Source organism: Pseudoalteromonas sp. T1lg23B, from assembly GCF_002964665.1.
Taxonomy (GTDB): domain Bacteria; phylum Pseudomonadota; class Gammaproteobacteria; order Enterobacterales; family Alteromonadaceae; genus Pseudoalteromonas.
Genome location: NZ_PQBZ01000034.1, coordinates 987,125 through 1,000,910, shown reverse-complemented (window position 1 = coordinate 1,000,910; position 13,786 = coordinate 987,125). Strand labels below are relative to the sequence as shown.

The following is a 13,786-nucleotide window of genomic DNA, read 5'->3' as shown; positions in this document are numbered from 1 at the left end:
CGATAATAGAGGGAGCTTGGCGGCGGATGTATCAGAGATAAAAGATGAATTTTAAACAACAGTTCCAGATAAATGAGCGAACAATTGGGCATGACTTCCCTTGTTATGTGATAGCTGAAATGTCAGCAAACCATGGTCAATCATTAACTAAGGCAAAGGAGCTTGTGTACGCAGCCAAAGAGTCGGGAGCAGATGCAATCAAGCTACAAACTTATACAGCAGATACGCTGACCATGGATTGCAAACTGCCGCATTTTGAAGCGACAGGACCTTGGCAGGGGCAATATTTGTACGATCTATACAAAAAGGCTTACATGCCATGGGATTTTCATGCTGAGTTGTTTGAGTTAGCACATAAGTTAGGCCTGACATGTTTTTCATCTCCGTTTGACAAAACAGCGGTTGATTTACTTGAGCAATTGGATGCCCCTGCTTACAAAATTGCTTCCCCCGAATTGATAGATCATCAGTTAATTAGGGATGTCGCTGCGACTAAAAAGCCCGTGATTATGTCAACTGGCGGCGCAACACTGGCTGAAATTGCCAATGCTGTGAAAGTCGCTCGTGATGCTGGTGTGACAGAATTAGCCTTAATGAAATGCACCAGTACTTACCCTGCGCCAGCGAAGACGATTAACCTTCGCACTATTCCACACATGCGAGAGGCATTCGGGTGCCCTGTTGGTTTGTCAGATCATACACTAGGTAATGATGTGCCACTGGCATCGGTAGCCGTTGGTGCATGTATGATCGAAAAGCATTTTGTGATGGACAAAAAAGATGAAACAGCGGATAGCTTTTTTTCAATGACACCGGATGAATTGGCGGCCTTGGTGCACGGTGTTAGGCAAATCGAACAAGCGATGGGAACGGTACATTATCCTAGTGAGCCGTCCAAGGCGCGTCGCTGTGTATACATAGTTAAAGACATCGCCGCGGGAGAGGTAATAACCGAGGAACATGTGGCCCAAATGCGCCCGGGGGGCGGAGAAATCATGCCTGAGGCACTTCCAACTTTGATAGGAAGGATCACTCGTAAAGCTTTGACCAGAGGCACACAACTAGCATGGACAGACTTACTATGAATACCAATAAACGTGAATTACTATCACTGATCCAGCAGTTCTTTTTAGAAAGAGGTGTAGTGATCTCGGACGATCAATTACCTCGCTATGATTTTATCGCAGCAGGAAGCCTAGACTCTTTTGAGGTATTGTCCTTAATCATGCATATTGAAATGCATTGCCAAATTAGTGTACCAGCCGAATTGTTGTTGGATAAAAATAACGCAGAAATTGGTAACCTAGTTGATGCTATTTTAGGATTGCAATGATAGCGTTTCGAATTGATAGCCTCTGTGGGCTGGGGCATTTTATGCGCTGCAAGTGGCTTGCATTGGCACTAAAAGAGCAGGGTGTAAAGACCATTCTCTTTGTGGATAACCAACCTGAACCTCAATTGTGTGAAAAACTCCATCAGGATATCGTGATAGTGCCCTCAGGGCTGACAGAAACACAACAAGCAGCTTGGTGTAATGAGTATTTAGCCGATGAGGGTTTAACCCCAAGTCACTGGGTGATAGATGGCTATAATTTTTCGACGCAGTGGCAAGTGGCAGTTAAAACGCCACAAGTTCAAGTGGTGGTCATAGATGATCTAGCTCGTGTTCATGAGGCCGATTGGGTGATCGATGCAAAATGGCAGGGCGATGCAACCTTTCGACGTTACGACAATAAAGTTTCCAACAACACCAAACGATTGCTTGGCCCTAAATATGCGTTGTTGGCTCCACAATATGGGCAGCCTAAGGCACAATTAGAAAGACAAAACAGTTTGTTGTTTTCATTGGGCGGTGGTGGTGATTGGTCGAAGCTTACAGAAGTCATCAATTATATGCTCAACCATGACGAGCAATTGATGATTGATGTGATCATAGGGCCCTATGCAACCTCAACACAAAAGCTAAAGCAGTTAAGTGAAAAGTATCCCAACCTTCGGCTGATAACGGGTGAGAGTTGTCTGTATCAATATTATGTTAGATGTGGCTTGTTTGTGGGCGCATTGGGAACGTCCTTGTATGAATTGGCGGCTACAAAAACGAGTGCGGTGACCTTCAGTATCGCAGACAATCAGCTGAATAATCAGCAAGACTTAGAGCAACTAGGCCATTACTTTCATATTCCTGATCTGTTAGATAATCCAGTAGATGAGATTGCGAGTACGTTAAGCACTTTGTTACATCATCAAGTGCGGGTGAACAAGCTTGTCCAGTCAGCAGTTGTAAAGGTTGATGGACTCGGAGCACAAAGAGTATGTTCGATGCTGTTGAACAATGATGGCCCAGAAAAACCACAACCACCGAAAGCCCGACACACACCAGCAAGCATTCAATTTACTCCTGACCTTACTCTTAGACCGGTACAAGACTCAGATATTAACCATTACTTGAATGCGAGAAACCGGCCAGATAACGCTTGGCGCATGACTATAACTCAGCAAATAAGCCAGTTACAGCACTATCGCTGGTGGTTTTCTAATCAACGCGCCTCATTCGTGCTGGAATCCGAAGGTGAGGCATTGCTGTATGTATGGCATCAACAATATGTGAAATATGACCAGCAGTATTTAATAGGCGGATGGTTTGCTGCCAGTGACAAAGTTGGCTTTGTTCATGCGCAGCTTATTTTAGATTGGCAGCTTAAAGAAACGGCTAAGCTATGGCCCAATGCACATTGGTTAGCGGTGATAAACAAAGAAAACAAATTTGTGAATTTGCTGAACCAACGCGCTGGATTTATTGGTGTGACAGAGGGAAGTCAAGAGTTTGCGAGCATTTTGGAGCTTTTTCCTGATGCTAAACCGGAACAATTTAATTTTGTGGTTAAATTTGCCGATAACAATACATAGACCGTAATGAGTAATACGTTTTGAACAGTATATATCAACTATTTCAACAACATGTGAATACTTCTGCAAATAAAATAGCCGTTATCTATAACGATAAGAGTTTGAGCTATCAACAGCTAGATGACCAAGTTGGGGCACTTAGCAGCTATTTTACGTCACTAGGCTTAAAACAAGGTCATCGAGTCGCTTTATTTGCACCAAATGGTTTGGAATACCCGACGGTGATGTTAGCTGCGGCAAAATTAGGCTTGGCTATTGTACCATTGCCCATCAGCTTGAAAGGTGATGCACTTATTAATGCCCTTAAAGTGATGCCTGTCGCCGCAGCAATAGCTTGGCCAACCATTAGCAAAGTCCTCCTGCAACAGAGATTGGTAGAAAGAGAAAGTATCATTACTCTTGGTGAAGCGGTTGATGGTGAGAAAACGTGGGATACCGTGTTTACATCTGACTTTGAACCATGTGATACGCCTGATGTGGATATTTCAGCCCCATTTATCTTGACGATGACATCGGGTTCAACAGGTCAGCCAAAACCTATCGTATTGAGTCAGCAGTGCAAAATAAAGCGCGCGTTTTCCGCCACGATTGATTACTACCATTTAAGTAAAGCGGATGTGGTTTTGGTTGCGACACCACTTTATCACTCGTTGGCACAACGTGGGGTGTTGATGCCACTGATGTTGGGTGCGACAAGTGTGATTATGCCCAAATTTTCATTGCCTCATTGGTTAAAGACGATTGAACAACACAAAGTGAGCTTTTTATTTGCTGTATCGGCCCAGTTGGAGAGCTTTCTAGCTCAGGACTCGATTACAGAAGATATCAGCTCGGTTCGATGCTTAGTCTCCTCATCAGCGGTACTAAACAATGACAGCAAACAAGCAATAATGGCGCGCTTAAATTGTGATTTTCACGAATGCTATGGGGCTTCTGAGGTCGGTGTGGTCACTGATTTCTGTGTTTCTAAACAGCCTCAGTTAAGCGGTAGCGTTGGTAAGGCTTTGCCATTTGTTGCTATTAAAATAGTGGATAAACGAGGACATACCCAGCCTAACAATGAAATTGGTGAGATCTGTTGTAAAACCAGCACCGCTTTTAATGAATATTTCAAAATGCCCGAAGCAACTGAAAATGCCTATGACAGCAGTGGCTATTTTAAAACGGGTGACTTAGGTTATCTGGACGAGCAAGGTTATCTGTATTATGTCGGGCGTAAAAAAGAAGTCATCTCAAGTGGCGGTATCAATGTGTTCCCTCAGGATATTGAAGCTGTTGTAAAATCACATCCCATGATTATTGATTGTGTTGCATTTGGTTGTCAGCATCCCCAGCTAGGGGAATATGTTAAGGTGGTGTATGAGCAGCGAGGAGAGCAAGATCTTGCTATGGAACTTCGCAAGTTATGTTTACAAGAGTTAACAGATTACCAGCAACCGAGAGAGTTTCTGAAGGTGTCCGAGTTATTCAGAAACCCGATGGGTAAAGTGTTACGCAATCAAGTAAAAGAACAGTATAAATCGTAATAACGGGGTGATGAAGTTATCACCCTACGCTTTCCCAAGTTTTACTGTGGTTAGCTCGCTTCGCTGCGCTAAACAGGTCTAAGCCTTGCTTCGCTTGCTCTAATCCAAATACGTATTCATTGGTGTTAGGGCGGCCAGCTTTGAAGTTGCTGAGTGCTTGATGGATATCCGTGTACAGGTTGGCAAATGCCTCAACAAAGCCCGTTGGATGACCGGGCTTCATGCGGTTGTATCTGAATTGGTTAGCATACTGGCATTGGCCTGCTCGGTCTAAAATCTCTCTTCTGCCATCATTAAACTGTAGTTCCAATTCGTCTGGATTTAGCTGATACCATCGAGCACTGCCAAGGGTTCCATAAATTCTCACTTCTAGACCATTGCGGTGGCCGATTGCTGTCTTTGACATCCACATGCTCCCTGTCACATTGTTTGGATACTTTAGTAGCATGGATACATCATCTATCAGATTGGCATATTCCGAGTGGTTGGCAAATTGAGCGCACGTTTCAGTGGGCTCACACTCAAGCAGATAACTGGATAGATGGTGCAAATGTACCCCTAAGTCTAAACAAATAGTTGGCACTGAATAGTCTTTAAGACGCCAAGCCTGAGGTAAACTCGGTTTGCCCGCAATATCAGGTGGTCTTTTAAACCCTTCTTGCGGCATTTCCAAGTGTATCTTTTGCAGTGTTCCTAACTTGCCTTGTTTTATGATGTTTTTTAGCTCGCGCACCATAGCGTAACCACTATAGTTATACGTAACGGCTAAAAAGTGTTTCTTTGGATCATAAAGCTGTAATAATTTTGCCGCTTCTTCAGAGCCACAGACGAGTGCTTTTTCGCAAATGACAGGCACATTTTTTTTCAGTAAGTACTGTAATGCCTCTAAATGATGAGGAGTAGGAGTGAGTACAACGACGGCGTCAATATTTTCTTGCTCGTTATCTATCATCTTGCGCCAATCATTATAGGTTCTGTCTGTCGCAATGCCCCACTGCGCAGCAGTCAATGAGTTATTGTTTGGGTCGCGACTGAATGCTCCTGCGACTACTTGAAATTTGTTATCTAAATGGGCAGCTGAAAAATGAACATAGCCGACAGCGGAATTTACGCCACCACCAATAAATGCCAAATTTAAAGGCTGATTACTCATAAAATTTTCCATCCGCAATTATTAAGTTTGTTTAGTCGTTAATAAGGGCAAGCAAATTATCGACGATATCTTGTTGTTGTTCTTCACTCAATTCAGGAAACAAAGGTAAGGTAATTGCACAGTGATAATATTGCTCTGCGTTAGGACAATAACCTTGTTGAAACCCCTGTTGATGATAATATGGCTGCAGATAAATCGGGATATAATGTACATGCGCGTATATACCCAAAGCTCTGAGCTTGCTCACCACATTACCGTGCATAACAGGATCGCAATCTTGCAACTTTACCACGTAAAGGTGGTATGCGCTGTAGCAATTGCTGCGTACGACTAATGGTATAACCTTTTCATTTGAGCTTAATAACTTGTCATAGCGCTGCGCTAATACATTGCGCTGACGTACAAACTCGCCTAGTGAGTTGAGCTGGCTGTAACCCAGTGCTGCATGGAGATCTGTCATTCGGTAGTTGTAGCCAAGCGCATGTTGCTCGTAATACCAAGGACCATGACTTGCTTGCGTGAACAGACTATCATCGGAAATAACGCCATGGCTGCGTAAATGGCGCATTGTCGCAGCTAGTTCCTCGTTATTAGTCATTGCCATCCCGCCTTCTGCGGAAGTGATGATTTTTACCGGATGGAAGCTGAAAATACAGATGTCGGAATATTCACAGCTACCAATGGGCTTGTCGTCATATCTGCCGCCCACTGCGTGAGAAGCATCTTCAATGACTTTAAAACCGTATTGCTTTGCTAGCTGCGCAATCGCTTTCATATTGCATGATTGACCCGCAAAATGCACTGGGATCAAAACCTTAGGGAGGCGCTCATGTTGCTCAGCATCAGCAAGTTTGCACTTGAGTGCTTCAATACACATATTGCCGGTTTCGAGCTCTATATCGACAAAATCTACGCTGGCGCCACAGTATCTGGCACAGTTAGCTGAGGCAACAAATGAGTTTGGTGACGTCCAAACCACATCTCCTTCAGATACATTCAGCGCCATGCAAGCAATGTGTAATGCAGATGTAGCACTATTAGTGGCAACAGCGTATATGCTTTTACAGTACTGGGCGATAGCAGATTCAAATAGGGGAACCTTTGGCCCTTGTGTTAGCCAATCTGATTTTAAAACGTCAACAACAGCATCTATATCCTGTTGGCTGATATTCTGTTTCCCATATGGGATCATGGCAGTGCCTTTGCGTTGAATGCTTTTATTTCTTCGACAGTTAAATAATGCTCATTGGTCAATGAATTGTATTCAAACCCAGGTTTTACGGATACCCCTTGTTCACCCAGTCCATTGGTATCAAAACGATTATTTCTGCTACTAAATTTAATACCAGGCGCTATCACGAAGTGATCAGAAAACTCATAAGTGTCAAAACTTAAGTCCTGAGGGCACATGACTTCATGCAATTTTTCACCCGGTCGAATACCGATGATTTTTTGCGGTAAATTAGGCGCCATCGCGGTAGCTAAATCAGTAATTTTGATAGAGGGGATTTTGGGCACAAAAATTTCACCACCAAGCATACGCTCAAAATTCTTTAGAACAAAATCGACACCTTCTTGTAGACTAATCCAAAACCGAGTCATATCTTCATGTGTGATTGGGATGTGTCCCGTATTTTCGTCAATAAATTTCTGGAATACAGGGACTACCGAGCCCCTAGAGCACACAACATTACCGTAGCGGACTACGGAGAACATGGTTTTATGTCCACCAGCAATGTTGTTAGCTGCCACAAATAGTTTGTCAGAGGCGAGTTTTGTTGCGCCGTATAAATTGATAGGGTTCGCTGCCTTATCTGTAGAAAGTGCGATGACTTTTTCTACATCGTTATCTAATGCGGCATCAATAACGTTTTCTGCACCATTGATATTAGTTTTGATACATTCCATAGGGTTGTATTCAGCGGCTGGTACTTGTTTTAATGCCGCAGCGTGAATCACATAGTCCACACCTTGCATAGCCCTGCGTAACCTCTCTTTGTCACGGACATCACCGATAAAGTAGCGCATGCAGGATTGATTAAATACTTGTTGCATTTCAAACTGCTTGAGTTCGTCACGAGAGAAGATGATGATCTTTTTAGGTTTGTATCTTTCTAATAGCGTTTTGGTGTACTTCTTCCCGAAAGAGCCAGTACCACCCGTTATTAAAATAGTTTTATTATCGAACATGCTGATCCACCTTGTGGTGCAATTAAATCTTTACAATATCCACAACAGGTTTAATCCAAGCACTTTTGTGGAAATCTATAAATCGAATACCAGTCAATACTTTATATCAGTTTTCTCAACTTTGCAGTATTTATGGCGCGACAGAATGCAGTTTATGTTGCTACAGGTGACATATTGAACAAAAAGGAGTATGGTCATAGTAATACCACTTGATGGGGGGCGGTATGAAAATCCAATCACAAAGTAGTAGTATTTTTAACAGAATTGAAAATACGAGTAACAAACTGAACCAACAACTTGCAACAGGCAAGCGGGTTAATTCTGCTGCAGACGATGCGGCAGCTTTACAGATAATCGATCGTTTGACTTCGCAGCAAAATGGTTATGGTCAGTCAATTCGTAATGCCTATGACGGCATTTCCTATGCGCAGACTGCTGATTCAGCGTTGTCCGGTGTAAATGATGCGGTTTCTAGAATACGTGAATTATCAATCCAATCTGGTAGCGGTGCACTGACTGATACAGATAGACAAGCGCTTCAAGAAGAAGTGGCTCAGCTACAAACGCAAATCACGGAAACATTTGAAAACACCACGTTTGGTGGTGCGAAACTGTTTAACGGTGACTCCGCAACATTCCAGATTGGACCTGATGCGTTGACTACCAAAGAATTGACTCAAACAGATGGCAGCTTTGCCAGTGCTATTTTGAGCGTTGATATTTCAACAGAAGCTGGTGCTCAAGCCGCGATTGATGTTGCTGATACAGTTTCTCAAGACCTGAATACACAAAGAACCCAATTGGGCGCTTTTGAAAATACTGTTTCAAGTACAATTCGTAACGCGGATAATCAAAGAGAAAATATAGCAGCGAGTCAAAGTCGTATTCAAGATACAGACTATGCTAGAGCTGTCTCTGAGCAAACTGCAAACGATATTCTTTCACAAGCTTCAATTGCTTTGAGAGGACAGGCTAACCAGTCAGCATCTGCGGTATTGGGTCTTTTATAGGGATTAATGCAAAAGTATTGATTCCAATCACTCTTGGTGGCGTTTTTTTGGCGAAAGTGTCAAAAATTTGCCACCAAGGTATTGCATCCCATCCTAACTACCTTACAATCGTAATATATTCTCGCCATAAGTAGTTGGACTCGTAAGATGGTTTTGATCTTAGATAATAATAATAATCGAGCTAATAGTCTTTATAGTGCGCTGACTTTTGTCGGTCAGGGGGCACAGATCATTGATGAGTCTGAATTAGATCTACAAAGCACTTTTTCGAAAGAATCAATTATTGTGCTCGGAGCTCTGACGGGGTTGGACCACGAGCAAGTTATTAAATCCCAGCCAGCGTCTCCGTTTCTATTGATTGGAGAAACATTAAAACCGTTATTAAACTTGGCGAATGTGGTAGGACTTATATCCGAACCCTTCGGCCATGATGTCACTATGCAGCTGCTTCATGACTGCCAGCAATATCAGAGAATGTTGCCAGGGCAATCAGACAAAAATAGTGGTAAATCGTTTGATGGCTTGGTTGGTGAAACCGAAGCGGTAAAACAGGTTAGGTTTTTGATATCTCAAGTTGCCAAAACAGATGCGAATGTGCTCATTTTGGGTGAGTCGGGAACGGGTAAAGAAGTGGTTGCTCGTAATGTGCATTTGCTATCACGACGTAACCATGGGCCATTTGTGCCAGTAAACTGCGGTGCAATTCCCGGTGAGTTGCTCGAAAGTGAACTGTTCGGGCATGAAAAGGGGGCTTTTACAGGAGCTATCTCGGCGAGAAAAGGGCGTTTTGAATTGGCACAGGGAGGCACGTTATTCCTTGACGAAATTGGTGACATGCCTTTACAAATGCAAGTCAAATTATTACGAGTGTTGCAAGAGCGCAGCTATGAGCGCGTAGGTGGCACCAAGGCTATCCAAGCTGATGTTAGAATTATTGCCGCTACGCACCGAAATTTGGAGCAGATGATTGAATCTGGAAAATTTCGAGAAGATTTATATTATCGTCTAAATGTCTTTCCTATCGAAAACCCATCTTTGCATGAACGTGCTGATGACATTCCTTTATTGCTCAAAGAGCTAATGCGTCGTGTTAATGAACAAAGTGGTGCGACAGCCAAGTTTACTGAACGTGCGATTGAAAGCTTAAAAGCGCACGATTGGCCCGGTAATATTCGCGAGTTAGCCAATTTAGTGGAGCGGATGGTGATCATGTTTCCAGAGAAGGTGGTTGATGTTACTGATTTACCCAATAAGTATCGCCATATTGATGTGGAAGCTTATGAGCCAGAGTACCCAGAAGAACTGCTGGAAAAAGATGCTTTTAATGAACTATTTAGTGATGGGTTCAGTGATTTTGAAGATGACACGGACGATGACGTGAGCAATGTGAATAATGCAACACACATGGGATTGCTACCTGATGAAGGCATTGAGCTGAAAGAGTACTTAGCAGATTTAGAGATTAGTTTGATTACACAAGCGTTAGAGCGCTATGACTATGTTGTGGCACGCGCAGCAGAAGTGCTAGGAGTGCGCCGTACCACATTGGTTGAGAAAATGAAAAAATATAACCTTAATCGCGATTAAGGTTATAGGGTTGCAAAGTCAATATGACTGTAGCTTGTCGTTATCTGGGCTTTTCTAAAACACGCATTATCATGATCGTTAATCATACCGGATGCTTGCATGTGAGCATAAACGGTGGTTGGGCCCAAAAACTTAAAGCCTCTGCGCTTTAAATCTTTTGCGAATAATACGCTGATTTCACTTTGAGATTGGTAGTCGGCTTTGCTTGCAATGTTATTCACGATAGGAAAGTAGTCTACGAACTGCCATTGATATTTTGCAAAGCTACCAAATGCGTTTTGAATGTTGATAAATGCTCTGGCGTTATTAATGGTTGCCAATATTTTCTTTTCATTGCGGACAATAGACGATTCAGTCAATAGTCTTGCAACATCTTCATCACCCATACTCGCTACAAGCTGCACGTTGAAGTCAGCAAAAGCTTGCTTATACGCATCTCGCTTTTTCAAAATTGTATACCAACTTAGGCCTGCTTGAGCTGATTCTAATGTTATAAATTCGAATAGAGTCCTATCATCAAGCACTGGCACACCCCATTCATCGTCATGGTATTGAATATAATCTTCTTTACTTTGGTCTAGCCATAGGCATCGAGTACACATGTTTTTTCCTTGTAGAGAGCGGTTAGTTGATTGTACATATTGCTGTATAAAAAAACAGTGTCAAAAAAGCGTTATCAAAAATTTATTTATAACTCATTGATTAAATTTAAAAATAAAATTGGCCCGAATCCTGCTTATTCAAGTGTAGAGTCTTTATGAGAGAATGACGTTATGGCTTTGGCACATGTATTAAATCCACAATTTGTGACGCCTGCACAATTTAGTCCAGGTTTGCTTCAAGAAGCGTATGTTGGTGAGTTAAGCGAACTACGTCAGCAGGCGAGTTGGCTTAGTCACTTAGTTGACACCATGCCTGCGGGTGTGGTCGTGCTTGATGGACAAGGCATGATAGCCAAAGCTAATCAGATAGCAATTGATATGCTAGGTGAACCACTCGAAGGCGAGAAGTGGTTTAACATCATACAGCGCTCTTTCAGTCCTCAGCAAGATGATGGGCATGAAATATCACTCAAAGATGGTCGCTTGATCAAACTGGATATTACGGCTTTGGCACCAGAGCCCGGGCAACTTATTTTGATGACAGATTTGACAGAGACGCGTCGTTTGCAGTCGCGAGTCGCACATATGCAGCGCCTGAGTGCGCTTGGTAAAATGGTTGCTTCATTAGCACATCAAGTCCGTACACCTTTATCTGCAGCTATGTTATATGCGGCTAATCTTGGTTGTCGTGGTTTACCTGATACATCGCGTACTCGCTTTCATGAAAAACTCATGTCTCGACTCAAAGATTTAGAATCACAAGTGAACGACATGTTGTTGTTCGCCAAAAGTGGTGATCAACAGGTTGTAGAGAAAGTATCAATGCAGCAACTGCTTAACGAAGTTAAAGCGGGAGCTGATGCGATGGTTGCAACGAATAACAGTATGTTAGACGTTGCATTGCCAGAACCAGATATTACGGTAATTGGCAATAAAACGGCGCTTGCGAGTGCGGTGCAAAATTTAATACACAATAGTATTCAAATTATTGGCACTGGTGCACAAGTTAGAGTCAATGTGCAAAGAGAGCATGATAGAGTAAGAATTTCGGTTATTGATAACGGTCCAGGCATAGATCCGAAAATAGCGGACAAAGTGTTTGAACCATTTTTTACGACCAAAAGTCAGGGGACTGGCCTTGGTTTAGCTGTCGTCAGCTCAGTCGCACACTCCCATAAAGGGCAGGTAGAAGTTAAAAATATGGAAAGCGGTGGCGCTTGCTTTAGTTTACTGCTCCCTATTTCATTCAATACCGAACAATTGGAGGTTGTATGAGTCATTCAATTTTAGTGGTGGAAGACGATGCAGGTCTACGTGAAGCACTGATCGATACTTTACAGTTATCGGGGTTCAGTTGTGTTGAAGCGTCTAGCGCTGAACAGGCCGTTATTCTGCTAAAACAACAATCTTTCTCATTGGTAGTAAGCGATGTGCAGATGGGGGCGATGAGTGGTATTGATTTGCTTAAAACGATCAAACTAAATTACCCAGACTTGCCAGTATTGATGATGACCGCTTATGCGACCATTGATGATGCTGTTGAAGCAATGAGGCTGGGGGCCATCGATTATATGGCAAAACCTTTTGCGCCAGAAGTGCTACTTAATATGGTGAGCAGGTACATGCCACCAAAAGATAAAGAAACAGATGGTCCCGTTGTTAAAGATCCAAAGAGCATTCAATTGCTGGAGCTTGCAACTCGGGTCGCAAAATCTGATGCCAGTGTTATGGTATTGGGCCCAAGCGGTTCTGGTAAAGAAGTCTTAGCCCGTTACATTCATGATAAATCCGAACGAGCACATGAAGCATTTGTGGCAATTAATTGTGCTGCGATCCCAGAAAACATGTTAGAAGCAACGCTGTTTGGTTATGAAAAAGGGGCGTTTACAGGTGCGATCCAAGCTTGCCCTGGCAAGTTTGAGCAAGCTCAAAAAGGGACAATTTTACTTGATGAGATCACCGAAATGGATCTTGGCTTGCAAGCTAAACTGTTGCGTGTATTACAAGAACGTGAAGTTGAGCGTTTAGGTGGACGTAAGACCATAGACCTTGATGTACGAGTACTAGCAACCAGCAATAGAGATCTGAAAGAGGCTGTAGCTGCTGGTAAGTTTAGAGAGGATTTATACTATCGCTTAAACGTATTTCCACTAATGTGGCTACCACTTTGTGAGCGTCCTGGTGATATTGTGATTTTGGCAGAGCACCTCATCGCGAGACATTGCATGAAGGCCAATAAGCCAGTGCCTAGTTTGACTTCTGACGCACAAGAAAAGTTACTGTCTCATAGCTGGCCGGGTAATGTACGTGAACTAGACAATGTTGTGCAACGGGCGCTGATTTTACAACAAGGTGAGAAAGTCGCGGCGGATGATATTTTTATAGAAAGCTATCAACCAATGACTGCCAATATTCAAGGTTCTACTACAGTAGCACAGGACATAGAAGCCCCTACACAAACGATGGAAATGGATAACAGTGATACCACAAGCTATAAATCCGAGCTGCAAGATAAGGAACATCAAATTATTTTGGACACATTATCTCGTTGCCAAGGTAAACGTAAAGATGTTGCTGAAGTACTAGGGATGAGTCCAAGAACCTTACGTTACAAACTTGCAAAAATGCGTGATATGGGCATACCTGTACCTGCATAAATCCACCCTGTGAAGTAAAGCCAGCTACCGCTGGTTTTACTTTGTCAAAAACATGACAACAATAAAAAACACATTAAAGCATTGATTTTAATGTGTTTTTTATTGGCATGAATTGTGCTTTATACCTACTATCTTTAGTAAAAAGGGTGAGCAC

The 13,786-nt window shown here is 42.8% G+C and carries 12 protein-coding genes; 8 read left to right on the top strand and 4 right to left on the bottom strand.

Going from position 1 to position 13,786, the window contains the following annotated elements; genetic code table 11:
- Positions 1–44: 44 nt before the first annotated feature.
- The 4 genes from pseI to C2M32_RS12945 are packed head-to-tail and all read left to right on the top strand — an operon-like array spanning position 45 to position 4,433.
- Positions 45–1,085, top strand: a complete 1,041-nt coding sequence (gene pseI, locus C2M32_RS12960; RefSeq protein ID WP_105168783.1) for a pseudaminic acid synthase — start codon at positions 45–47, stop codon at positions 1,083–1,085.
- Positions 1,082–1,333: a hypothetical protein gene (locus C2M32_RS12955; protein WP_105168782.1), complete on the top strand. Its 252-nt coding sequence runs from the start codon at positions 1,082–1,084 to the stop codon at positions 1,331–1,333. The genes pseI and C2M32_RS12955 overlap by 4 nt, the downstream gene beginning before the upstream one ends.
- A complete protein-coding gene (locus C2M32_RS12950) occupies positions 1,330–2,907 on the top strand; it encodes a PseG/SpsG family protein (RefSeq protein WP_105168781.1) in 1,578 nt (525 codons plus the stop codon). Before C2M32_RS12955 ends, C2M32_RS12950 begins: the two co-directional genes overlap by 4 nt.
- Positions 2,908–2,927: 20 nt before the next feature.
- Positions 2,928–4,433: a class I adenylate-forming enzyme family protein gene (locus C2M32_RS12945; protein ID WP_105168780.1), complete on the top strand. Its 1,506-nt coding sequence runs from the start codon at positions 2,928–2,930 to the stop codon at positions 4,431–4,433.
- A gap of 19 nt (positions 4,434–4,452) precedes the next feature.
- Here the strand turns inward: C2M32_RS12945 and C2M32_RS12940 are convergent, their stop codons facing one another.
- The 3 genes from C2M32_RS12940 to pseB are packed head-to-tail and all read right to left on the bottom strand — an operon-like array spanning position 4,453 to position 7,776.
- Positions 4,453–5,586, bottom strand: a complete 1,134-nt coding sequence (locus C2M32_RS12940) for a Gfo/Idh/MocA family protein (protein ID WP_105168779.1) — start codon at positions 5,584–5,586, stop codon at positions 4,453–4,455.
- Between the two features lie 31 nt (positions 5,587–5,617).
- Positions 5,618–6,778: a UDP-4-amino-4,6-dideoxy-N-acetyl-beta-L-altrosamine transaminase gene (gene pseC / locus C2M32_RS12935; protein ID WP_105168778.1), complete on the bottom strand. Its 1,161-nt coding sequence runs from the start codon at positions 6,776–6,778 to the stop codon at positions 5,618–5,620.
- Positions 6,775–7,776 (bottom strand): UDP-N-acetylglucosamine 4,6-dehydratase (inverting), encoded by a 1,002-nt coding sequence (gene pseB, locus C2M32_RS12930; RefSeq protein ID WP_105168777.1) that lies wholly within the window; start codon positions 7,774–7,776, stop codon positions 6,775–6,777. Before pseB ends, pseC begins: the two co-directional genes overlap by 4 nt.
- A gap of 224 nt (positions 7,777–8,000) precedes the next feature.
- Between pseB and C2M32_RS12925 the strand changes: the two genes are divergently transcribed.
- Together C2M32_RS12925 and C2M32_RS12920 are read left to right on the top strand one after the other, a co-directional pair.
- Positions 8,001–8,786 (top strand): flagellin N-terminal helical domain-containing protein, encoded by a 786-nt coding sequence (locus tag C2M32_RS12925; RefSeq protein ID WP_105169299.1) that lies wholly within the window; start codon positions 8,001–8,003, stop codon positions 8,784–8,786.
- Positions 8,787–8,933: 147 nt separating this feature from the next.
- Entirely contained in the window at positions 8,934–10,373 is a 1,440-nt protein-coding gene (locus C2M32_RS12920; RefSeq protein ID WP_105168776.1) for a sigma-54 dependent transcriptional regulator, read from the top strand.
- A gap of 2 nt (positions 10,374–10,375) precedes the next feature.
- On the opposite strand, the gene C2M32_RS12915 is transcribed toward C2M32_RS12920, so the two are convergent.
- Positions 10,376–10,975 (bottom strand): DNA-3-methyladenine glycosylase I, encoded by a 600-nt coding sequence (locus C2M32_RS12915; RefSeq protein WP_105168775.1) that lies wholly within the window; start codon positions 10,973–10,975, stop codon positions 10,376–10,378.
- A gap of 171 nt (positions 10,976–11,146) precedes the next feature.
- On the opposite strand from C2M32_RS12915, the gene C2M32_RS12910 reads away from it, so the two are divergent.
- Positions 11,147–12,250 carry a sensor histidine kinase gene (locus C2M32_RS12910; protein ID WP_105168774.1) on the top strand — a complete coding sequence of 368 codons (1,104 nt, stop codon included), beginning with the start codon at positions 11,147–11,149 and terminating at the stop codon, positions 12,248–12,250.
- Positions 12,247–13,632, top strand: coding sequence for a sigma-54-dependent transcriptional regulator (locus C2M32_RS12905; protein WP_105168773.1), 1,386 nt, complete (start codon positions 12,247–12,249; stop codon positions 13,630–13,632). The genes C2M32_RS12910 and C2M32_RS12905 overlap by 4 nt, the downstream gene beginning before the upstream one ends.
- Positions 13,633–13,786 lie beyond the last annotated feature (154 nt).

Coding starts and splice junctions, on each gene's coding strand:
- pseI (WP_105168783.1), top strand. CDS start 45: ATGAATTTTAAACAACAGTTCCAGATAAATGAGCGAACAATTGGGCAT.
- C2M32_RS12955 (WP_105168782.1), top strand. CDS start 1,082: ATGAATACCAATAAACGTGAATTACTATCACTGATCCAGCAGTTCTTT.
- C2M32_RS12950 (WP_105168781.1), top strand. CDS start 1,330: ATGATAGCGTTTCGAATTGATAGCCTCTGTGGGCTGGGGCATTTTATG.
- C2M32_RS12940 (WP_105168779.1), bottom strand. CDS start 5,586: ATGAGTAATCAGCCTTTAAATTTGGCATTTATTGGTGGTGGCGTAAAT.
- pseC (WP_105168778.1), bottom strand. CDS start 6,778: ATGATCCCATATGGGAAACAGAATATCAGCCAACAGGATATAGATGCT.
- pseB (WP_105168777.1), bottom strand. CDS start 7,776: ATGTTCGATAATAAAACTATTTTAATAACGGGTGGTACTGGCTCTTTC.
- C2M32_RS12925 (WP_105169299.1), top strand. CDS start 8,001: ATGAAAATCCAATCACAAAGTAGTAGTATTTTTAACAGAATTGAAAAT.
- C2M32_RS12920 (WP_105168776.1), top strand. CDS start 8,934: ATGGTTTTGATCTTAGATAATAATAATAATCGAGCTAATAGTCTTTAT.
- C2M32_RS12915 (WP_105168775.1), bottom strand. CDS start 10,975: ATGTGTACTCGATGCCTATGGCTAGACCAAAGTAAAGAAGATTATATT.
- C2M32_RS12910 (WP_105168774.1), top strand. CDS start 11,147: ATGGCTTTGGCACATGTATTAAATCCACAATTTGTGACGCCTGCACAA.
- C2M32_RS12905 (WP_105168773.1), top strand. CDS start 12,247: ATGAGTCATTCAATTTTAGTGGTGGAAGACGATGCAGGTCTACGTGAA.